This is a genomic window from Rugosimonospora acidiphila, assembly GCF_039543385.1.
Classification (GTDB): domain Bacteria; phylum Actinomycetota; class Actinomycetes; order Mycobacteriales; family Micromonosporaceae; genus Rugosimonospora; species Rugosimonospora acidiphila.
In genome coordinates, this window is record NZ_BAABJQ010000011.1 from 138,744 (window position 1) to 163,999 (window position 25,256).

General features: G+C 71.4%; 1 protein-coding gene (only partly in view). It reads left to right on the top strand.

This entire window lies inside a single protein-coding gene on the top strand: add, locus tag ABEA87_RS19970, encoding an adenosine deaminase (RefSeq protein WP_345631593.1). The 54,528-nt coding sequence extends 24,666 nt beyond the window's left edge and 4,606 nt beyond its right edge, so the window shows coding positions 24,667-49,922 (codon 8,223, complete, through codon 16,641, partial); the first codon wholly inside the window starts at position 1. Both codon boundaries (start and stop) fall beyond the window edges.

The window sequence follows — 25,256 nt, forward strand, 5'->3', positions numbered from 1 at the left end:
GTCTCGTGGGGACTCGAGGAGGTGCCGGAGCGCCGCACCGAGGGTGTGGCGGGTGTCGAGAGTACGTTGTGGCGCGGTGCGGGCGGCCGGCTGTTCGAGGTGCACTTCGCCGAGCACGGGCGGGTGGTACCGGAGGTTCCGGGGCTGATCCACGGCGGGATCGTCGGCGAGTCGGGGTGGTCCGATGGCGCTCACGAGCTGACCGGGGCGCAGCACAGGCACGCGATTGACGAGCTGCGCGCCGCCGCCGAGAGCGACTCGGAGTTCACCACCGCGCTGCGGGACGGCGGCGGATCACTCGTGCCCGAGTGGCGCACGGTGGAGTCGCCGGACGGCTACCTGGGGCGGTTGGCCGACGCGGTCGATGAGGCTACCCAGGGATGGGAGGCCGCCGCCGACGAGACGCACGTCCGCCTGCGGTACCTGCTGGACCTGCCCCGCGAGGATGTGCGCGGCCAGCTGGCGCGACTGACCGAGCACCTGCGCGAGCAGGGGTACGAGCTGATCCCGGTACGCCAGGAGGAGCACCAGCCCGACGTCATCAGTATGCGCTGGCACGACCCCGAGACCGGCCAGCTCTTCGATGTGCACCACATCCCGCCGAGGAACCACCGTTCAGCGTGGAGGCCGATCGGTCGGGAGGATTACCAAGGCCAGGCCGCGGATCTGGTCGACTGGCGCGGGTACGAGCGGTATGCCGACTCCCTGTGGCGGCGGGCGTTCGTCACCGATCCGACGATCGTCCAGTTCATCCGCGACAGTGGTGGGGACGTGGTGCCTGGTGAACGCATGGCAGAGACGTCGGATGGTTTCCGTCGGCGGTTCTTGCGGGCGACCACGAAGGCCCCGTCGCACTGGGGGCTGAGCCAGGTCGCCCGGGAGACCAACGTCCACCTGCGGTATGTCGTCAGGCTGCCCGCCGAGGGCGGCGCCGAGGTCGTCGACCGGATCACGCGCGGCATGGAGGGCCTGCGTTACCAGCGGGAGCAGGCGTTCGGCCGGGACGGCGATCGCGCCGCGCTGAGCGCTCGTTGGCGCGACACGGATAACGGTCAGCTCATCGAGGTGCACTTCGTCCGGCCCGGCGAGTCGCTGTCGCGGACACCGGAGTTGGTCAGCCGATGGGAGATCGACCGGCACGCCGAGTCGCTGGTACGCGGGGCCAGCCGCACCGCCTCGCGGGTTGCCGCGGCGCTGCGGCGCGGGGGCGCCGGCCCGCTGCACGTTGGCTGGGACCGGCCGGTGGAGTCGCTGGACGCCTTCCAGGCGCGACTGACCATGGCGTTCGACCACGCCGGGCCGCATCAGACCTGGGATGACATCGTCGGTGCGAACGCCGTCGAGGTTCGCCATGTGGTCGGGCTGTCCGCCGACGGGTTCGACCGCGAGTTGGATGCGGTCGTTGAACACCTCGCCGGCCTCGGGTACGAGTGGATCCCCGTGGACGCCGAGCCGGGTGACGGGCTCACGGCCGGTACCCGCTGGCGTGATCCGGCTACCGGCCAGGTCTTCGACGTGCACTTTGGCCGCCGCGGGTCGGTCGTGTCCCGGGTTCCGTTGCTGTTCGAGGAGCACGGGCCCAGCGGGTCGACCGGGTTCGAGCACCGGGGCGGGACGGAGAGCGGCTCGCCGGCGCGCCTCTCGGACTGGCCCGATCGGCCCGACGAACCGCAGGCCGAGCGGGAGGGGGTCGTTCGCGACAAGCTTGACGCCGTCGAGGCGGTGAACCGCCGCGTGACCTCGGCCCTCGATGCCGGCGGGGCGCGTTTGATGCCCGGCTGGGACGACGCGGTGGAGTCGCCCGAGGATTATCAGGCCCGGGTGGACGCCGAGACTCTCGACGCCGGCCTCGACGGGTCCAGGGAGGACATCGTCGCGCGGACGCCCGTGGCGCTGCGCTACGTCGTCGACCTGCCGGCCGAGCGGTTCGCCGACAACCTCGATCGCCTGGTGGCGCACCTGAGCCGTTCCGGGTATGAACTGGTACCGGTGCGCCCCGCCGACGGGGTCTCGACCATGATGGGTACCCGCTGGCGTGACGCGGAATCCGGCCAGGTCTTCGATGTGCACGTCGTCACGCGGGGATCTCAGGTGACCCGGGTTCCAGACCTGATCGAGGTCGCTGAGCACGGGCCGGTGGGTCGGTGGGAGGCGCCCGAGAGCGACCGGGAGTTGACGGGGCAGGAGAAGGCGGTCGCCGCTGGGAATCTGGACCGAGCCGCCCTCGCCGACCTGGAGCTCACCCTGGCGATCGCGGGGGTCGAGACGGAGCCGGTGCCCGGCTGGGAGACCACGGTCGAGCCGGAGGATGTCTATTGGCGGCGGTTGGCGGCGGGGCCGGATGCCGCCGCGTCGGGACTGGAGGGCGGCGAAACCCGGCCTCGCCTGCGGTATGTCGTCAGCGCGCCAGCCGACCGTCTCCTCGGCCGGCTGGAGCGACTGGGCAACTGGCTGACGGAGCTTGGGTACGAGAAGGTCCCGGTACGCCAGGAGGATGGCGAGTGGCCCACCGTCGGTACCCGCTGGCGCCTGCCGGACGGCCAGGTCTTCGATGTGCACCTTGCCCGGCGTGGGGAATCCGTGTCGGCGGTGCCGGAGCTCTTCGACGAACGCGGCCCGGATGGGCCGGCCCCACGCGGCCCGGAGCGTAACGGCCCCGAGCCGGACGGACTGCGGCCGACGGGCGGTGCGGATGGTTCCGAACGCGGCCCGTCCACCCCGTCCGCTCCGAACAACAGGAGCGATCGAGGTTCGGCGGCGGCGGGCGACTACGCGGACGAACCACATCCGGATGAGCCGCCGGGCGGGCAGCCGGGGACTCGGAATGATTCGGGTCCCGTGCCCCCGGATGCTCGGGACTCGTCCGGCGAGGGTCCGGCCGTGGAGCGGGACGGCCGCGCCGAGGCCCACGACGAACTGGGCCGGAACCTGGTCGGCGCGGCGGTTGAGCGGGGCTTCACCCGGACGCTCGGCGGGGCGACGCGTGACGGGGGGACGCGTGACGGGGCGACGGGTGATGGAGCCGTCGCGACGAGGCCGCGCCCGGCGCACGGCGATGCCGGTTCGGGCGATGCTGGTTCGGGCGATGCGGGTTCGGGCGATGCGAGTTCGCGTGATGCGGGCCCGGGCAACGCCGCGCCCGGTGATGGCGCGCCGGAAGCGCACGACGGGCTGCCCGCCTCCGACGGGGGTTCGGCCGGTGGTGGGGATTCCGATGGCGGCGGTGTGGCCGGTGGTGAGGCGCCCGGCGGTGATTGGGAGGGCCGGGCCACCGCGAAGCTGGATGCCGCCGCCGCGCTCGATGGCGAGGTCCGGGCGGCTCTCGCTCCCATTGCCCGCCTGACGCGGGGCTGGGAGACGACGGTCGAGCCGGAGGACGTGTACCGGCGGCGGCTGGCAGCGGCGATCGAGGACGCCGCACGGAGGCTGTCGCCGGAGGAGGTTGTCGACGAGACGCGCGTGATCATGCGGTACGTCGTGCGCGTCAACGGAAAGACCTTCGGTCACGAGCTCGATTTCCTGAACCACCACCTGGCCTCGTGGGGCTACGAGCCGATTCCGGTGGAGGAGGCCGAGGAGGGCTTCATCACCGATGCGACGCGTTGGCGGCACCCGGAGACCGACCAGATCTTCGACGTGCACCTCGTCGATTCCGGAGCGGACACACCCGACGAGGTTCCCGACCTGATCCATCAGCGTGGGCCGGACGGGTCGTACGTCGAGGTGACCGAACCTCATCCGGGTGCCGCTTCGGGCGGTGGGTCGGCCAACGAATGGGGCTGGTCCGATGGCGAGCGCAGGCTCACCGGTGGACAGACTCGGTCGGCCCTGGCGGAGCTGAGCGAGGCGGCGGCCCTCGATGGCGATCTCCGGATCGTCATCGGGGTCGGCGGCGGACAGTTGGCGCCGGGCTGGCACCGGACGGTGGAGTCGCCGGACTCGTACCTGCGGCGGTCCGCGGCGCCGGCCGCCAGCGAGATCGGTGTGGTGCAGCGGTACGTGGTGTGGACCTCCGACGGGACCCAGGCAGTCAAGGATGCCTTGACCTCGTGGGGATTCGAGGAACTGCCGGAGCGCGCCACCGAGGGCGACGTGGGCGTCGTGGGCACCGTCTGGCGCACGGCGGACGGCCGGTTGTTCGAGGTGCACTTCGCCGAGCCCGAGCGGCGGGTGCCATGGATCCCGGGGTTGGTCGATGGCCGCGCGACGGTCGGCGCGTCGGGATGGTCCGACGGCGAGCGCGAGCTGACCGGAGCGCAGCACTGGAACGCCGTCGACGAGCTGCGCGCCGCCGCCGAGAGCGACGCCGAGTTCACCCGGGCCCTGCTGGACGGCGGCGCGTCGCTCGCGCCCGACTGGCAGACGGTGGAGTCGTCGGACAGCTATCTGAGGCGGGTGGCCGACGCGGTCGACGGAGCCGAACTCGGGTCGGAGGCCGCCGCCGAGACGCGCGTCAGCCTGCGGTACGTGGTGGAGTTGTCCGGCGACGACATCCCCGTCCAGGTGGCGCGGCTCGCCGCCCGTCTGGAGGGGCAGGGCTACGAACGGATCCCGGTGCGTCACGAGGATCACTACCAGCCCGACGTGGTCAGCGTGCGCTGGCACGACCCCGCCACCGGGCAGGTCTTCGATGTGCACCTGATCCGGTACGGGCGCTCCCGGGGCACACCGGACCTGGCGGATTGGCGCGGGTACGACAGCTACGCCGAGTTCCTGTCGCGGCGCGCGAACGCCCTCGATTCGACGATTATCAAGATCATTCGCGATAACGGCGGGAAGCTGGTGCCCGGCGAGTCCACAGTGGAGTCGCCCGGCGACTTCCGCCGGCGTTTCCGCGAGGCGATCGCGACGGCCGCGCCGTACTTGGCGTTGACCGAGATCGCTCGCGAGACCAACGTCCACCTCCGTTACGTCGTCCGGCTGCCCGCCGAGGGCTACGCCGAGGTCTTCGACCGGGTCACACGGACCATTCATGGCCAGCACTACCTGATGGAACGGGTGCTCGGCCGGAACGACGACGGGCCGACGGTAAGCACTCGTTGGCGCGGCGACGGCAATGGTCAAGTCATCGACGTGCACTTCATCCTGGACGACGCAACCCTCTCGCGGATGCCGGAGCCGGTCGGCGAGCAGGAGATCGGCCGGCACGCCGCGTCGCTGGTGCGCGGCGCCACCCGCACCGCGTCGCGGGTTGCCTTGGCGCTGCGGCGCCGTGGCGTCGGCCCGCTGCACGTGGGTTGGGACCGGCCCGTGGAACCGGTGTGGGACTACCAGGAGCGGTTGACCGCCGCGTTCGAGTCCGCCGCGTCGGGCTACCAGACCTGGGACGACGTCGTGGGCGAGAACGGCGTCCAGATCCAGCACGTCGTCGGGGTGTCTGCCGACGAATTCGACCGCGAGGTTCGGGAGACGATCGACCACCTGGCCCACCTGGGGTATCAGCAGGTCCCGGTGCGTGCCGAGCCGGGTGACACGGTCGGTACCCGCTGGCGCGATCCGGGCAACGGTCAGGTCTTCGACGTGCATTTCGGTCGGCGCGGGACGCTCGTGTCCCGGGTTCCCGAGCTGACCGAAGTGCATGCCGCGGATGAGCCTGCCGGGGCCGGGCCCTTGGACGGGGCCGACGACGGCTCGGCGGCGCGGCCCTCGGACTGGCCCGATCGGCGTGACGAACTGCCGGACGCGCAGGAAAGGCTCGTTCGCGAGAACCTCGACGCCGCCGAGGCGCTCAACCATCGCGTGATCGCGGCCATCGAGGCCGGCGGGGCGGAGTTGGCGCCCGGCCGGGAGGTCGCGATGGAGTCGCCCGAGGAGTACCGGGCGCGGGTGGCGGGCGCGATTCTCGACGCCGGGCAGGAGCGGTCGTGGCAGGAGGGGACGCGGCAGGAGGGGCCGCGGCAGGAGGATTGGTGGCAGGACGTCATCGCGGAGACGCCCGTGGCTATGCGCTACGTCGTCGACCTTCCGCCCGAGGGGTTCGTCGACAACGTCCGGCAGCTGGTGGAGCATTTGACCGGCTCCGGGTACGAGCCGGTACCGGTGCGCCCGGTCGACGACCTGTCGGGAACGCAGGGCACCCGCTGGCGTGAGGTGGCCTCCGGTCAGGTCTTCGACCTGTACTTCGTCGAGCGCGGAGCCCGGGCGCTCGACGTTCCCGACCTGGTCGAGGTCGAGCCGGAGGAGCCGGGGTCGGACGGGCCGTACCTGGTCGGGCCGGACGGTAGCGTTCCTGACCATCCCGGCGACGTCCCCGACCTCGGGCCGACGGGTCGGTGGGAGGCGCCCGACAGCGGCCGGGAGCTGCTCGAGGAGCAGAAGGCGGCCGCCGGTGAGCGCCTGAACCAGGCTGCCATCACCGACCTGGAGATCCGCCTGGCGATCATCAGCGGCGAGGCGGAACCGGTGCCCGGCTGGGAGACCACGCTCGAGTCGGAGGATGTCTACCTCAGGCGGTTGGCCGCGGCGCTGGACGTCGCCGAGCTGGAGGTCGCGGCGCTGGACTTCGCCGGGCTGGACGTCGCCGGGCTGGAGCGGCCGTGGGAGCAGGTCGCCCGCGATACCCCCGCCCGCCTGCGGTACGTCGTCAGGGTGCCGGCCGACGACTTCCTCGGCCGGGTCGAGCAGCTGACCGGCCTGCTGTCGGAGTTGGCCGAGTGGCGTCCGGTGCGCCAGGTGGACGGCGAGTGGTCCACTGTGGGCACCCGCTGGCGCCTGCCGGATGGCCAGGTCTTCGATGTGCACATCGCCCGGGGCGGGGAGCCCGTGTCGGCGGTGCCGGAGCTCATCGACGACCTCGGGCCGGACGACCTCGGGCCGGACGACCTCGGGCCGGACGACCTCGGGCCGGACGACCTCGGGCCTGACGGGACGGAGCCGGAGGGCCGGACGCCGCCGGCCGGCGGCGCTGATTCCCCGGAGGAGCCACCGGCGGAGGAGACACGTCCGGAGGAGACACGTCCGGAGGAGCCCGAGGATGCCGGTGCCGCCTCGGACTCGCCGTCGCACCCCGCACGCTCGTGGCGCAAGTGGCTTCGGGCCGGCGTCCGCCGGCTGGGCTGGTCGGCTGACGCGGATGAGTTCGGGCTCACCCGCGTGCAGAACAGGTACGCCGAGCGGCGGCTGGCCGAGTTCACCGGGTTCGACGCCTGGATCGAGGCCGTCGTCGAACCCGTTGGCGGCGAAGTGCTTCCCCACCGTGAATTCGCGGTGGAGCCAGGCCAGTTCAAGGCGCGGCTGGCGGACGCTATCAACGGCGCCGGGCCGGATCGGCCGTGGGAAGAGGTCGCCGATGACGTCGACGTCCGCCTGCGCTACGTCATCTCTGTGGATGCCGAGGGCTTCGACGCCAATGTCCAGCGGTTGAAGGACGAACTGGTCAGCTATCACCTCACCTGGATCCCGGTACGCCCCGAGGACGGTGACTGGCCCACCGACGGCACGCGTTGGCGACACCCGCGCAGCGGCCAGGTCTTCGACGTGCATTTCGCCCGCGCCGGCGAGCCGCCGCAGCGGCTTCCCGAGCTGTTCGACGAGCGCGGGCAGGACGGGTCGGCGACGCCCGAACCCGGCGGCGAGGTTCTGGGCGACGCGCCGGCGGACGAACCGGGCTGGTCCTATGCAGGGCGCGAACTGACCCGCGAGCAGGAACGGTACGCGCGCCAGCAATTTCGGCGAGCCGACGAGCTGAATCGAGAGGTCGTCGCGGCCATCAGGGCCTATGGCGTCGCGGGGGATCTCGCGCCCGGCTCGGAGACGATGGACCCGCCGGATGTGTACCGGTACCGATTGGCCACCGCGATCGCCGAGGCCGGTCCGGAGCAGCCGTGGCAGGAGGCCGCGGAGGAGACGGAAGTCAGGCTGCGGTACGTCATCGGTGTGCCTGGCGAGGACTATGAGCCGCAGGTTCGGCGGATCCTGCATCACCTGGCCGCATGGCAGTTCGAGACCGTACCGGCGCGCCCCGAGTGGGGTAGCTGGCCCGACTCGAACAGCTTCCGCTTCGGCGACCCGGAGACCGGTCACATCTTCGACGTGCACCTTGTCGAGCAGGGCGAGCCCACGCCGGACGTGCCGCACATGCTGGACTGGCGCGGTTACCGCACGTACATCGACGAGACATTGGACGAGCTGCCCGCCATCCGCGAGCGGTTCGCGTCGGTCATCTCGGACGGCGGCGGTCAGCTGGTCCCGGATTGGGAACGCCCGGCGGAGCAGGGCGACGCGCTCCGGGGGCGGCTGCTCGGAGCGATCACGAGGGCCGAGCCGTCGTGGCTGTCGGTGGCGGACATCGTCGGGGCCACCCCCCGGGTGGCCTCCCGGTACGTCGCCGAACTGCCGGCCGAGGACTTCCATGGCGCGGTGGCGCGCATGGCTGCCCACCTGGAAGCGAACGAGTACGAGTCGGTGTGGGTCCGGCCGCGGTCGGGTGACTGGCCGACGGTGAGCCTGCGCTGGCGCGAACCGCGGAGCGGCGAAACGTTCGACGTGCATTTCGTCCGGTCCGGAGAGGCGGTGTCGGACCTGCCGGAGCTGATCAGCGACGAGGACATCACCGCACATCGCGTCGCCATGACCCGTCGCGCCGTCGAGACCAGCGAACGGCTCCGGTCGACCGTCGAGGGCGGCGGCGGTGAGCTGCTCACCGGTGCGCCGGACGGTGTCGAGGACCAACTGGTCGCCTACCGGGGCCGATTGACCGTGCGGCTCGCCTCCGACCGGTGGCGGTCATGGGAAGACGTCCTCGACGACGGGCCCCTGGTGCTCAGGCACATCGTCCGGATGCCCGCCGGGGAGGGCCTCGACCACCAGGCCGAGCGGTTGAGCCATCAACTGGTCGCGGCGGGGTACGAGTGGGTACCGACCGGGCCGGTCGACGGCGACCGCTCGACGGTGAGCAGTAGCTTGTGGCGTGACCCGCGCAACGACCTGGCCTTTGAGGTGCATGTGGTCGCGGCGGACGGACCCATCCCCGAGATACCGCATTTGATCGCCGCCGACGACGCGGGCGCAGGGAACGGTCCGCGGTCGCGGACCGTCGAGGCGCCGGAGGGCGAGCCGGTCTGGGGCTGGTCCCGTGACGGGCGGGTGCTGACCCCCGAGGAGGCCACGGAGGCCGACCTGAGGTGGCGGCTCGCCAGCGACACCGCCTCGGAGGCGGTCTCCACGATCCGCGATGCTGGCGCCGATCTGCTTCCAGGCTGGGAGGAGCAGACGGTCGAAGACCCGGATGCCTACAAGGGGCGGCTGGCAGACCTCGCAGGCACGCGTGAGGGGTGGACCGCGCGCGACGCGGTGAACAGCACGCGGGTCGACCTGCGAATCGTCGTCGGCGTGCCGCCCGTGCGCTTCTACGATCACATTGTCCGCGTGGAAGAGAGCCTGAAGGAGCGGTACGAGCTGCTCCCGAGCGATCAGGAGCCGGGTAGCTCGCTGATCAGGAGTTCTCTCTGGCGGGAGCGGCTTACCGCCCAGGTGTTCGAGGTGCACTACGCGGCGCACGGACAGCCCGTGGCGAGAATCCCTCGCCTGAGCCCCAAAGAGGCCGAGCGCCCGGTCGCCCCGGAATCCGCGGAGCACGACACCAACAATGCCGATGCCGTCGACGCCGCTACGGACGCGTCGGGCGACTGGGGCCGGTCCGGCGACGGGCGAGGGCTGACCGTCGATCAGGAGGCGCACGCGGTCCTCGAGCTGAGCCGCGCCGAGGAGACCGACGCCGAGGTCGGGCGCGCCATCGAGGCTGGCGGCGCGCGCCCGGCATCCGGCTGGGAACTCACCATGGAGTCGCCGGACGAGTACCGCGGCCGGTTGGCCGAAGCGATCGCCGGCGCGCCGGAGCGGCCGTGGGAGGAGGTCGCCGCCGAGACCCCGGCGACCGTGCGGCACGTCGTCGAGGTGCCCGCCGAGCGCTTCGACGACAACGTCGAGGATCTGACGGACCATCTGGTTGCCAGGGAATTCGCGCGGGTACCGATCGAGCCGACCGGCGACGAATCCGTCGTGAGCACCCGGTGGCGGGCGGCGAACGACCACGTCTTCGAGGTGCACTTCGTGCGGCGCGGTCAGCACGTGCCGGAGGTCCCCGAACTGGTCGAGCGCCCCGCACCGGAGGGCTCGCAAGTCCCGTGGCGCGGGATGGGTAAGCTTCGTGAACCCACTCCCAACGAGTTCTTGGTGGCGGACCGGCCGCTCGGAGCGCTTGGGCCGTTGGATGAGCAGGCCGACTACGCGCGCGAGCAGCTGAGGGCCGCCTATCGCCTCAACGTGGACGTGACCATAGCCACCGGGCTCGGCGGAGCGGGCACGGCACCGGGCTGGCGCGGCTCGGTGGAGCCCCCCGATGTGTACCGGAGGCGGCTGGCCGGCGCGATCCGCGGAGCCGAGCCCGATCGGCCGTGGGAGGACGTCGCGCGGCAGACGGATGTCGTGGTGCGGCACGTCGTCTGGGTCTCCCGCATGGATTTCGATGCCGGCGTGACGGAGGTGAAGACCCGCCTCGGCGACTTTGGGTACGAGCAGGTGGCCGTGGACCAGGCCGAGGGCGAGTGGAACACCACGGGTACCCGGTGGCGCACCCCGGACGGCCGGACCTTCGAGGTGCACTTTGCCCGGCGTGGAGAATCCGTGCCATGGGTCCCGGAACTGCGCGACGAGCCCGGGCCGGAAGGGCCGCCCGCCGGGGAAGGCCGGCCCGATGGTGGGGATCCCCAGGACGGCGGTCACCCGGGCGGCGCCGGTGACCATGGCGGCGGCGCTGACGATGCCGGCGGTGGCCCGGTGCCTGCCGGTGGCGGGGATGCCGGCGGCGCCGGGGATTCCGGCGGTGGGGCCGCGGGTGATGGCGGCACCTCGGACGATGGCGAGGAGGGGCCGCTCGGCGCGAAGCTGGTCGCCGCGAAGGCGCTCGACGGAGACATCCGATCGGCCATCGCGAACAGCGACGGGCACCTGGTCCCGGGGTGGGAGGCCACGGTGGAGCCGGCGGAGGTGCTCCTGCGGCGGCTCGCCACAGCGCCTGGGCGGCCGGGACCGCACGCCCTCGACGGAGCGCGGGTGCGCCAGCGGTACGTGGTCTCCGTGCCCGACGAGGACCATCGCCTCTACGGCCGGCGGCTGTACGACCATCTGGCCGGGCTGGGGTACAAGCGGCTAGAGGTGACGCCGGTCTGGCATGGGCCCGGGGACTTGAAGACCCTGGGTAGCCGATGGCACGACCCGGCGACCGGCCAGAACCTCGATGTCCATGTCATCGGGCGTGGAACATCCGTCGAGAGGATCCCAGACCTTCGTGAGTTTCCACCCGACATGGAAATGGAGCACACGCCGGAAGCCACGGGTGGCGGGGCCGCGGGCGACTGGGGTTGGTCCGACGGCGAGTCCGCGCTGACCGCCGGGCGGGTCGGGCGCGCCACCGAGGAGTTGGCGGCGGCGACCGGCCTGGACCGTGACGTGCGGATGGCCATCGGGGTTGGCGGCGGGGAGTTGCTGCCCGGTTGGCGCCGGACGGTGGAACCCTCCGACGCGTACCTGCGGCGGCTGACGCGGCACCCGGACGGTGAACCGGCGCAGGAGTCCGCCGGTGAGCCGGCCGCGGCGCAGCGGTACGTGGTGGGGGTGTCCGGCGACGAGGCCGACGGGGTGCGAAACGCCTTCGCCCTGTGGGGCTTCACGGAGGTGCCGGACAGCGGTGCGACGGGCGACTGGGGCAGCGAGGGTTCGTTGTGGGCGGCGGACGGCCGGCTGATCGAGGTGCATTTCGTCGAGCGCGGGCGGACGGTGCCGTGGGTCCCGGAGCTGCTCGGTGACGGCGGGCCGGTGCTCGAGTCCGGGTGGTCCGACGGACACCGCGAGCTGACCGGGGAGCAGGACAGGCACGCCGCTGCCGCGGTGACGGTCGCCGACGAGCTGGACTCCAAGGTTTTGGATGATCTCCGGGACCTTGGCTGGGAGCCGGGCGCCAGCGAGCGGGGCACGGTGGAGTCCGCGGACGAGTACCGGGCCCGGTTGGCCGACGCCGTCCAGGACGCGGAGCCGGGGCCGGGGTGGCAGGACATTGCCGCGCGGACGCCCGTGGCGCAGCGGTACATCGTCCACCCGCCGGAGGAGGACGCTTCCGGCGAACAGCAACTGCGCCTGGTCCAATACCTGGTGGGGTTGGGGTACGAGGTGATACCGGCCCGGCGCGCGGTGAGCCTCTCCGCTCGCGGGGTGACCAGCACCCGCTGGCGCGATCCCGAGACGGGTCAGGTCTTCGACGTCCACCAGGTGCGGCGCGGCGGGGATACGCGGGTGGCGGACCTGGTCGACTGGCGCGGCCTCGACAAGCACATCGAATCCCAGCTCAAGCGCGCTCGCGCCGTCGACGCGCAGACCATCGCCGCCATTCGCGAGGCCGGCGGGGCCCTGGCGTTCGGCTGGGACGACACGGTGGAGGACGCGGACAGCTACCGGAAGCGCTTCCTCGACGCGATCACCACCGCGGAGCCGTTTCATTCCTCGGTGGAGACCGTCCTGGGCGAGACGCCGGTCCGCCGGCAGTACGTGGTCGAACTGCCGGCCGAGGACTTCGACGCGAAGGTCAGGCGCGTCGTGGAGAGCCTGTTCGCGCAGGAGAATCGCGTGGTGCCGTCACGGCGCGGAGACGGTGACTCGGCCACGGTGAGCCTTCGCTGGCGGCGCGCCATCACCGAACCGTTCGATGTGCACTTCGTCCGGCGTGGGCAGCCGGTGGTGGAGATCCCGGAGCTGATCGACGAGCAGTCGTGCGTCGACGAGGCCGCGGCAATAGCGACACGTGCGCAGGCGGCCGGGAAGGACATCGCCTCGACCCTCGACGGTCTGGGCCTGGAGCCGCTCCACGCCGGCTGGGACGCGCCGGTGGAGCCGCCGAAGGCCTACATCGACCGCTTCCGCGAGGCATTCCACGCGAGGGACGACAGCACCCTGGCCGATGTCGCCGAGCGGACCACGGTCGGGATCCGGCACGTCGTCGGGGTCGACGCCGAGGGCTTCGACGAGGAGGTCCCGCACCTGATCCGCAACCTGGTCGCGCAGGGCTACGAATGGGTCCCGGTACGCCCCGAGCAGGGCGACTGGGCGACGGTGGGGACCCGCTGGCGCGAGCCGGGCAGCGGCCAGGTCTTCGAGCTCCACTTTGGACGGCGGGGAGAGCTCGTGACCCGCGTTCCGGAGCTGATCGATGTCGATCGGCAGGGGCCGGAGGGGGAGTCCGTATCCACTCGAGACGCCGACCGGCCCGAGGGTGAGGTCCCGGCCGGGGATCCGGCGAGCGGTTGGGGCTGGTCCCACGGTCGGCTGGCGCTGACGGTCGACGAGGCCAGCTATGCCGACGAGCGGCTGGAGACCGCCGGCGAGTCGGCTTCCCGATTCACCGCGACGATCCGCGATGCCGGCGGAGACCTGCTGCCCGGCCGGGAAGAGGTGATGGAGTCGCCGGACGAGTTCCGGAAGCGGTTGGCGGCGGCGATCGCCGCGGAGCCGGGGCGCGACTGGCGCGCGGTCGCCGGCGAGTCGGACGTGGTCGTGCGGCACTTCGTCGGCCTGCCCGCCGAGGATTACTCCACCCGCGCCGCGCGGCTCATGAAGGGCCTGAGGGAGCAGGGGTACGAGCGGGTCTCCCCGCCCGAGGACGGCGTCCCCTACGACGGCCCATGGCGTGACCCGGACACCGGCCAGGTCGTCGTCCTGTACCTCTCCGCGCACGGTCAGTACGTGCCGCCCATGGAGCACTTCTCCGACGAGCCTGAGCCGGAGCTCAGCGACGACGAGCTCTGGGCCCGGATGGAGGCCCGGGACGCCGAACCGGCGAACGGATGGGACGGTCCGGACGGCGGTGAACTGCACGACGAGCACCAGGAGCTCGCCGACGACAACTACTACCTCGCCGATGCCATCGACGAGTTGGTCATGGGGGGCATCCGCCCGTTCAGGCCACACCTGGCGGACGGCTGGAACCAGAGGATAGAGCCGAGGGACGTCTACTCGCGGCGGTTGGCCGCGGCTATCGAGGCGGCGGGGGACGACGAGTCGTTGGACGACGTCGCCGAGAACACCTACGTCCGCATGCGATACGTCATCGACCTGCCGCGCCAGTCCTTCATGTGGAACGTCGAGGGCATCATGCAGGCGCTGAGGAACCTGGGGTTCGAGCAGGTTCCGGTGCGCCGGGTGGAGGGCGACTGGGACTCGGTCGGCACCCGCTGGCGGGAACGAGAGTCGGGTACCGGGCAGATCATCGACGTGCACTTCGCCCCGGAAGGAAAAGTGCGCAGGATCCAGGAGTTGGACGACGCCCGACCCGAGCCGGACGTTCCGGCCGAAGCCCCGGTCGCGGCCGAGGCCCCGGCCGACGAGGTTGCCGGAACGGCACCGGGCTGGTCCGGCGGCGGGCGCGTGCTCACCGGGGAGCAGGACGAGCATGCGAGGAGCAGGTGGATCGCCGCCCACGCGTTGAACGCGGAGCTCGCGCCGGCACTCGGCGTCCACGGGAGGGTGTTGGAGTCGAGCGTTCCGGTGGAGCCGCTGAACGACTTCCGGCGACGGCTGGCCGACGCGATAGGTGACGCCGGGCCGGAGCGCCCGTGGCAGGACGTCGCGACGGAGCAGCATATTCGCATCGGATACGTGGTCGACCTGCTGGTCGAGGGCTCCGAAGGCGACGCCGAGGGCATGAGGGCCCACCTTCGTGCCTGGGGGTACGAGGAGATACCCGTGCGCCAGGAGGGCTACGCGGCCACGGTGGGTACCCGTTGGCGCCACCCGCAGACCCGCCTGGTCTTCGACGTGCACCTGGTCGACGACGTGTACGAGCCGTCGCCGGACGAGATCCCGACATTGGTCGACGAGTCCGAGCCGGTCGGCGCGCCGGGCTGGTCCGGGGCCGGGCTGACGCTGTCGCCGACCGACAACGACTACGCCGGGACCCTGCTGGAGCACGCGTACCTCACCGATGCCCGGATGGGCGACGCGGTCACCGATGCCGGTGGCCGCCTGCTCCCGGACCCGGAGCGACCCGACTGGAACGGCCGGGTGGAGCCCCGGTACCGGTTCAAGCGGCGCCTGGCGGCGGCGATCACCGCAGCCGGGTCGATGCCTGACGAGATCGGTGCGGTCCGCGATGCGCGGGTGGAGCTGCGGTTCGTCGTCGGGCTGCGGGCGGATCGATTCGACCACAACGTTCGGGAGTTCGTCGACGCCCTTCCCCAGCGAGGCTTCGAGCCGGTAAGCCCCGAGGGGCCGGACCGGTACTCCACCGAGTCTCTCTGGGTCGACACGCATACCAATCAGGTTTTCGAGCTGCGGCTCGTGCCCGATGGCGAGCCGGGCGGCGTGCCCGCGGACGGCGGCTGGCGCCACCCGGACCTCGGGCCGCTGCTGCGGGGCGAGGACGATGCCCACCCCGAGGGCGATGCCCACCCCGAGGGCGATGCCCACCCCGAGGGCGATGCCCACCCCGAGGGCGATGCCCACCCCGAGGGCGATGCCCACCCCGAGGCTGAATCCGAATCCGAGGGCGAGGGCGCTCCGGAACAGTCCACGGCCGATGGTGCTTCCCATCCGGATGGTCCGGCCCCCGAGGACTCAGCGGGGCACGATCCGGCCGCGCACGGTCCCGCCGGTGGCGCAGACGCGGCCGGCGGCGGGGACTCCGGCGGCGATGGCGTGGCCGACGACGGTGGCGTTTTCGACGACGGCGAGGACCCCGTCGCGACGAAGCGGACCCAGGCAGAGACGGTCGACCAGACCATCCGGCTGACCCTCGGATCCCACGGGTTACGCCTGAAGCCGGGCTGGAGCGTAACGGTGGAGCCGCGGGAGGTGTTCCTGCGGCGGCTGGACGAGGCAGTGCGCCGTGCCGCACCGATGCGGTCGCCGGAGGAGGTCCTCGAAGAGGCGCGGGTGGGCCTCCGCTACGTCGTCGATTCCCCTGAGGGAGCCAGCCCCGCCAGCGTCCACCGGTTGGCCGGCATCCTGACCTCGCTCGGCTACGAACGGATAGCGCTACGCCCCCGAGGGGAACAGTCCGGCATCGGGACCCGATGGCGTGACCCGGACACCGGGCAGGTCTTCGACGTACACCTCGCCTGGCAGGACGATGCGGTGGCGACGATTCCGGACTACGTCGAGGTCCGGAGCGAGCCGGACGGGTCGTTGGTCGAGGCGCGTCCGGCCGGTGGATTCGACGGCGGCGGGTCGGTGGGCGAGTGGGGTTGGCGCGACGGCGAGTTCGAGCTGGACGGCGAGCAGACCGCACTGGCCGCAGCGGAGCTGCGGAGGGCGGCCGCTCTCGACGAGGACGTCCGGATGGCCCTCGGGCTCGGTGGCGCCCAGCCGGTGCCGGGCTGGCAGCGGACGGTGGAGACCGCGGACGCGTACCTGCGGCGGTGGGCGGTGCTTGGCGATGCCGAGTCGGTTCGCGATCCCGAGTCGGCCTCAGAGCCGGCCGTTCCCGACATCAGGGTGGTGCAGCGGTACGTCGTGGCCGGCGACGATGTCGATGGTGTGCACGGCTTCCTGACGTCGTGGGGGTTCGAGGAGGTCCCCGGGCATCGGGCGGCGGGCGATTGGGTCAGCGAGGGTTCCTTGTGGCGCACGCCGGACGGGCGCCAGTTTGAGGTGCATGTCGCCGAGCGCGGGCGAGTGGTGTGGTCGGTCCCGTCGTTGGTCGACGATGGCGGGCCGGTGCCCGAATCGGGGTGGACGGACGGGCGCAGCCACCTGACCGGGGAGCAGGACAGGGCCGCGGGCGCCGAGCTGCGCGAGGCCGCCGAGGGCGACTCCGATGTCAGGGCGGCCATGTGGGCCGTCGGCGGTGAGCCGGCGCCCGGCTGGGAAGAGGTCGTGGAGCACCCGGACGACTACCGCTCCCGGTTGGCCGACGCCATCGACGGCGCCGGGCCGGAGACCCGGTGGCAGGACGTGGTCGCGCGGACGCCCGCCATCCGGCGGTACGTCATCGTGCTGCCCGAGGAGCATCTCGATGACAACGCTCGGCGGCTGTCGACCCAGCTGATCGAGCGGGGCTACGAGTGGGTACCGGTACGCGCCGCCGACGGCGGCGAACATTATCCGGTCAGCCGCCTGTGCGATCCCCGCACCGGTCGCGTGTTCGACATTCACGTCCGTGCCCGCGATGAAGCCGTCGGGCTGATATCGGACCTCGTCGACTGGCGTGGGTACGAGGCCCACGCCGATGCGGCGATGGACGATGCGCGTGTGGTCGATGGAAGGGTCACCCACGCCATCCTGAATGCGGGAGCGCGGCTGCTGCCCGGCTGGGAACAGACGGTGGAGCAGTTGGACGCCTACCGCAAGCGTTTCCTGGCGGCGGTCACCAAGGCCGGGTCCTGGCGATCGCTGTCGGAGATCGGCGTGGAGTCGGGGCCGCTGCTGCGGTACGTCGTCGATGTGCCCGCCGAGGGCTTCGCCGACAACCTCGACGCGTTGCTGGGCCGGTTGCGCCGACTCGGATATGAGCGGGTGCCAGCGATCAATCGGGAGACCGGCGTACCCACGTTCGGCACCCGGTGGTGGGATCGCACGAGCGGCCGCGAATTCGAGTTACACGTCGCCGAGCGCGGCACACCGGTGCGGGCGATCGCGGAGCTGGTCGGTCCGGATGAGGCCGTCCGGTACGCGGAGCGGGCGAGGCAGCTCGCCGCCCACCGTGATGGGAAGGTTCGGGCGGCCATCCGCGATGCCGGCGGGCAGATCCTTCCCGGGTGGGAACAGACGATGGAGTCGCCCGACAGCTACCGGGGTCGGGCGACCGAGGCGATGGTCACGGCGGAGCCCGGGGCCTCGCTCGATGTCGTCCCCCGGATCCAGCCGTACGTCGTCGGTGTGCCCGGCGGCGACGTCCAGCACCTGGCCGACCAGCTCGTCCTGCGCGGGTTCGAGCGGATCGACGTGGTCCAGGAGGAGGACGACTGGGAGACCACCGGCAGCCGCTGGCGGGACCCGGCCGCGGGCGAGGTCTTCGACATCCACGTGGCCGAGCGTGGAGACTTCGTGCGGTGGATCCCGGGGCTGGCCGATGCCGCACCGGATGGATCGGACGGATCGCCGGCGGCCGAGCCTCACCCGGACGGGCCCGCCGGCGCCCGGCCCGAGGACGACGGCGGCTGGACGGATGGCCGGCGCACGCTGGCCCTCGGGCCGAACGCGCTGGCGGGCGCGAAGCTGGTCACCGCCTGGGAGAATGACCAGACGATCATTTCGATCCTGCGCCGCGGTGGCGCCGAGCCGGTCCCCGGCTGGGATGACACGGTCGAGGCGCAGGATGCCTATCGGGGACGGTTGGCCGATGCCCTCGACGCGGCGGATCCGGGTCGGCCGTGGGAGGACGTCGCCAACCGCACGGAGCCGGCGCTGCGCTACGTCGTCGACCTGCCTCCGGAGGGATTCGAGGCGAACCTCCAACGGTTGAGGGAACACCTGATCGTGCGGGGCTACGAGGAGACGGCGTGGCCGGACGGCGATGATGGCAGCACCGTGAGCGCCCGCTGGCGCCACACGCAGGGTTGGCCGACCTTCGACCTGCACGTGGTTGCTCGCGGCGCGCCGGTGCCCGACGTTCCGGAAATCGTCGAGGGGTTCGGGGCGGACGGGTGGCACCCGTCCGATCCCGCGGGTCAGCTCGATGAGGTCCCGGACGGTGACGAGGACTCCGGCGCTCGGGCGGTGGTCGAGTGGCCGTCGCCCAACGGCGAGGCCGAGCTGACCGACGAGCCGGCGGCTTACGCCGATCGGGATCTGGCCGCGGCGAGAGCCGCCGACCCCGCCATCCGGCTGGCCCTGACGTCCGGCGGCATCGGTCAGCGCCGCGGTGAGCTGATGTCCGGCTGGGGGACCACGGTCGAGCCCGACGAGGTCTACAAGCGGAGACTGGCCGCGGCCATCGCGCTCGGCGCGACGGAACGGCCGTGGGAGGACGTCGCCCGGGACACGCCGGTGACGATGCGCTACGTCGTCCAGGTGTCCGACAAGGACTTCCTCGCCGACGTCCAGTACCGGATGGACAGTCTTCTGTTGCGAAAGTTCAAGCGGATAGACGTGACACCCGAGGACGGTGATTGGCGCACCGTCGGGACCCGCTGGATCGACCCGAAGTCCGGCCGCGTGTTCGACGTGCACTTCGCCCGGCACGAACCGGCGGTAACGAGGGTTCCGCGGCTGTTCGATCGGCGCGAGCCGGACCAGTCGTCCGTGGTCGAACTCGGTGACGTCGAAGTTCCTGGCGACGAGGTGCCCGACCGCGACATCCCGGGCGGCGCCGAGACTTTGGGCGATGCGGGGATTCCGGGCGATGAGCCGGTGGATGACCCGGGCTCTCCCGACGCCGGTTCAGACGAGAACCCGGACGACGACCAGCCTGACCGCCCGGACGATGGGGATTCCGGTGGAGGCCCGCGGCGCGGGCCTTCGACTGGTCCGCGCTTGAGTGGAGGTGGGGCACCGGAGACGTCCGGCGCCGGGGATGCGGCCTCCGGTGGTCGCGGGGGCTCGGGCGGGCGTGACGGCTCCGGGGGCCCGGGAACGGGCGAGCCCGAGGGCGAGGACCCGGACCGCGAGCCCGGCGACGGTCGTGCGGATGGGAGCCGGCCCGCTGACGTCGAGCCCCCTGCGGAGACCGGGCCCGGTGACGCCCCGCCGCGGGGCGAGTCCGGCCCGGACGGGGTGGAGCCGCCACCTGGGGCTGGTTGGTTGACTTCGGCGTCACGTAACCCAGGTCGGTCGGCGTTTTTGTTCGGTCGGCAGGTGTATGCCTGGGATAAGCAAGCAGGCACGATGACGCGGCTGACGGATCAGCCGCACGGGGTGAACTACTTCGCGCTTTCCCCCGATGGTCACCGGGTGCTGTGGTTCGACGATCCGGTCGGCGGTGAGACGGGCTGGTGGCGTGAGCAGCCGTTCGACAGCGCTCCTGGCGATGATCATCTGGTGACGTCTGTCGCCGACCCTTCCGCTGCGGCGGCCGATTTATCGTCGGCGCACTTCACGCAGGGTATTGCGGTGGGGGACACCGTAACGGTCGCGGGTATCAGTCGGGCGCAACATTACGAGGTCGTCGTGGTCTCGCCGGACGGTGTCCCCAGATCGCTGTGGGATTCGGACCAGCCCGCGATCGTGCGCTCGCTCTCCGCGGATGAGAGGTTCGTGGCGTTCCAGGAATCCTCCTATCACGCCGATGCGGAGCGTCCTCAGACGCGGGTGATCCGCTTGTCCGGGGATTCCGGCGACAATCCGGCCGTCGTGTTGGATCACGGCTATGGCAAAGAGGTCGTCCCCATCGAATTCTCGCCGGTTACTGCTGACGAGCGGCTGTTGGTGCAGTATGAGGACGAGCGGGGTCGCCGGTCGTTGCTGATCTGGGATGTGGCCTCCGGCGAGGAAACGCGTCTGCCGATCGATGTTCCGGGTGAGTTGGCGAATCGTTGGGCGATCGACCATTACGACATGCTCGCTCGGTGGGACCCGACGGGGCGGCACGTGGTGTTCGCGTTCGACGACGGCCCCAATACGGTTCTTTATCGGCTCGAGGTTTCCACCGGTGCCCTGTCAAGGGTCCCGACGCCCCCCGGGACTATCAATGAGGTCCGCGTCGAGGCGGACGGCAGGGTGGCGTACTCGTGGGGGTCGTTGAGGCATTACTGGCGTTATCGAGGGTCCGACGACGGTGGGACATTGCCTCCCCCGGATCCGGGATTGGAGGGTCTGACGTATGAGGAGATCTTCGTTGACGGGCCGGCTGGTCCCGTTCCCGCGCTCATCGTCAAACCGTCGACGCCGCCTCCTCCGGGAGGGTATCCGACCATCTTCGTCCCGCACGGCGGCCCCCGGATTCGAGTCGGTGACGAACCGATCGGCGCGGGATATTTGAGGCTGGGCTGTCAGATGGTGTATCCCGTCTACCGCGGTTCGCTCGGCAATGGGAACGCGTGGCGGGATGCCAACTACGGTCACAGCGGCGTCGTGGAGCCCGAGGACGTCGCGGCGGTGATCAGGTATCTCAAGTCTGAAGAGGGCAGTCAACGATACAACGTCGACCCTCACCGGATGGCCGGCCTGGGGGGATCATACGGGGGCTACATCAATCTCCTCCTGGCTACCAAATATCCAGAACTGCTCGACACGATCGTCGCTCTCGCACCGATTGCCAGCCCGGCCCACTTCATCATCGATGCCAGAAGCGAACTGCACGACATGTTCATCAACCGCTATGGAGGGCTACCGCGGGACAATCCCGAGGCATGGAAGGCCGGTTCGCCGGCGGAGCACGTGGCGAACATTCGGCCGGATGCCCGGATACTTTTCATCTACAACCGGAACGACGCGCGTTGTCCGGTATGGCAGAACGAGGTTTTCCTGGATCGGGCGGCGCGCGCGGGCGTTTCCGGGGAAACGCTCAAACCACTCATGTTCGATGGTGGTCACAACGCCGACCATCAGTCGGTCAGTGAAGCGCAGCAGATCCAGACCAGCGTCATGAACTTCGTACGCGACCGGCTCGGTCTCCCCCAGACCGCGGATATGGACGCCGACGCGGGGCACGGCGGCGGGGACTCCTCCGGTGGCGGGTCCGCGGATGAGCACCCGGACGACGACCCGGACGGCGGGGACACCGGCGGGTCGCCGCGGCCGGGGCCTTCGAGTGGTCCACGGCCGGGTGGAGGTGGGGCGCCCGGCGTCGGGGATGTGGCCTCCAGCGGTCGTAGCGACGGAGACTCGGGTGGGCGTGGGGATACCGGTGGCGGGCCCGCGGATGAGCACCCGGACGGCGGCCCGGACGATGGGGATTCCGGTGGGGGCCCGCGGCGCGGGCCTTACTCGCGCCCCGGCGACGGTGGTCCGAGTGCAGATCCCTCGTCGACCGCCGGCGACGTGCGGGGCCGGCGTCCACCGGATGCCGGCGACTCGGGCGGCGATGGGGTCGTCCACGCGATTCCCGTCGACCACGGCGACAACCGGTCAGCCCGGCCGAATCCGCTCAGCGACCCGCACGAGGGCGCCGTGGACATCCAGAAAAGCCAGCATGTGTTCACGAATGAGCCCAAGATCGAGCTGCACGTACACATCGAGGGCACCGTGCGGCCGGCCACGCTACTGGACATCGCCGACCGCAATCGAATAGCGCTACCTGTCAATACTGTGGAGGGTCTGCACGAGCTGTACCGGTTTCGGGACTTCCCGCATTTCATCCAGGTGTGGCGCCAGGTTACGCAGGTACTTCAACATGAAGCCGACTTCCGGCAGATCCTGCTGGACTATGCGCAGGAAGCAGCGGCACACGGCGTCGTATATATCGAAGGCATCTTCTCCCCGGTCGGTGCGTATCAAGACGGCATCCCGTGGGAAGAGATGTTCGACGGATACACCGCAGCGATACCCGAGGCCGCGGAGCGTTACGGGGTAATCATTCGCCTGACTCCGGAGATATATCGGGGCGCACCGGTGGACCTGGCACAGTCAGCGGCTCGCCAGTCGGTCAGGTACCGCGACCGAGGCGTCGTGGGCATCGGGATCGGGGGTGACGAGACCAGGGGACCGGTGTCGGCCTACGCCACCGCGTTCCAGATCGCGGCGGACGGCGGATTAGGGGTGGTGCCACACGCCGGCGAAGCCGTTGGGCCGGCTTCGATCTGGGATGCGCTGTCGGTCGACCCGGCTCGGATCCGACACGGCATCAGGGCAAGCGAGGACCTGCGGTTGATGGCCGAGCTTGCCAGGCGGGGCGTGGTCCTCGATGTCTGTCCGACCTCGAACCTTCGCACAGGTACGGTACGGGATCACGACGATCTCGCGCAGCGGTTGCGCGTGCTGACCGCCGCCGGGGTCGCGATATCCATCAGCACCGACGATCCCGCACTGTTCGGCACGGACGTGACCGCCGAATACCAGCTGGCCAGGTCGCTCGGCCTTGATCCAGCGCGGACTTACCAAGCGGGAGTCGCCGGAGCACTGGGCGGGGACTCGGTGCGAACTCACCTCCTCCGACTTGAGCGGCTGTCCACCTGGTCCAACCCGCGAACCGGTCAAGAGCCGGATTCTCCGGTGGCCTGGGACCGAGACGGCGACCCGGAGTCTCGCCCATCGCTTACGTCGCCCGCGGACGCCAACGCGCCCCTTCCCGATCAGCACGGCGAGGAGGAACCCGACGCGACGTCCGGCCATCCCGTCGATAGTGACGCGGTGGCCATGGGGGCGGTCCGGGTGTCCAGCGCGACGGGCCCGGACGGGGGGGACGGTAGCGCGGACCCTGGGCACGATGGCGAAGGGGATGGCCAGTCCGCCAGTGGTTCCGGAACCAGACGCTCCGCCGTGTCGAGCCCGCTCATTGACATGCCCCCGCACCCGGACGACGGGGGTGATAGGGCCGTCCGCCGCGGGTTCGCAGATAAGCATCCGGACGACGGCTCGGACGGTGGGGATACCGGCGGGTCGCCGAGGCCGGGGCCCTCGGGTGGCCCACGCCCGGGTGGAGGCGGGGCGCCCGAACCGCATGGCGCCGGGGATGTGACCTCTGGGGGTCGTGGCGATGGAGACTCGGGTGGGCGCGACGGCTCCGGCCGCCCGGGGACGGGCGAGCCGGACGGCGAGGACCCGGACCCCGAACCCGGCGCCGGCCGCGCCGACCACCTCGACGAGACCGATCCGGTCGACGGCCCTTCCACGATCGAGTCCCAGCCCGGTCCCGACGCGGCCCCGTGGACGGCGCCCATTGCGCGGCACGGCCTCCGGCCCGGCCCGCTCGATCACCTGCACGACCTGGTCGACCGGGCGCACGGTCCCCCCGACCGGGTCAGCGTGGCCCCCGGTCTCGGCGTCCACGACGACCAGCCCCTGGGTGACGGGCCCTACGGCCCCGAGCCGGCCAACCCGACGGTGGAGCCTTCGACCGGTGGGCTCCCGGCGCAGCCCGGCCCCGACGCGTTCTCCTCGGCTGTGCAGACGAGCAGCCGGTCCGACCTGGAGCGCGCGTTCGGGTGGAGCCTGCTGGACCAGGTGGACGGGCTGGTCGACCGGGCGCGGGGCGCGCTGGTCGGGGACCCCGACCGGTTCGCGGAGCAGCTCGCCGTCCTGGACCGGATCGACGGCCTGGCGTCCGAGGTTGCGCGCCACATGGACGCGGCGCGCTCGTCCGGGTACGTAAGCGACCCGGACGCCGCCCTAGCGGTAAAGCGGCTGAGCGAAGCCATCCGCTCCTACGCGGACGACTTCGGCGCGGGGCCGGACCTGGACGGCGTGGACCCGCTGGACCCGGCCGGGTTGGCGCGTCCGGCCGAGGTCGATCCCGCGACGGGTCACCTCGACGTGCTCACCCAACTGGTCACCGAGGCGGCGGTCGAGGGCACCCTCGGATCGGACGCCGCGCGACTCGTGCGGGACGGGTGGGCGCGGCTGGTGCCCAAGGACCCGACCTCGGCGCGGGACCGGCTCGGCGCCGAGGTCGCCGCCGAGCTGGACGCGCTCGTGAACGATCCGGCCCGGGGCTACTACCTGCCCGCGCGGGATCTCAGCCTGGTTCAGGTGGTCGACGGTCACGGACGGCCGCGACCGTCCGGCGCGGTGGCGGCGACGGTGTTGCGCGAGTCGGTGCTGCACCGGCTGCAGCCGAACTGGCATTCGGTCGTCGGGCACGTCCGAGCCTGGGCCGCCAGCCGCGGTTACTTCGCGGCGGAAGAGCAGAGGATCCTCGCCTGGCTGACGTACGGGCGGGAGTACGAGGCGCACACGGTCATCCAGCACCTGGTCCGCAACCTGCCCGAGGTGCCTGCCGAGTACCGGCGGCTCGCGGAGATGACGCCGAGCGAGCTGCGCGCCTGGGTGCTCGGTGAGTACATCGAGCGCAGGCCCGAGTTCGGTTGGCGATCGACCGGCGAGTTGCTGGACACCTACCGGCCTCCCGTCGAGGCCCCCGAGTCCGTGCTCGCGCGGTTCACGGCGGCGAGCACCGCGGCGGTCGCGGGCCGGGCGGATGGGCTGCTGACCGACCCGGTCTACGAGCGGATCGGTGAGCGTTACGGGCTCGACTTCGACTTTGCCGGGCTCCGCGACCGGCAGGCCGAACTCCCGGTTCCGGCGGTGACCAACTACGACGGGCACGCCATCGACGCCGCACTGTACCGGGATCTGCACGCCGAGCTGACACGTGTCGTGAACGAGCGGGCGGAGCTCGTCGCGCGGCTGGAGGGCGACGGCAAGCAGGACTTCGCCCGGGAGTACCACCGGCTGAT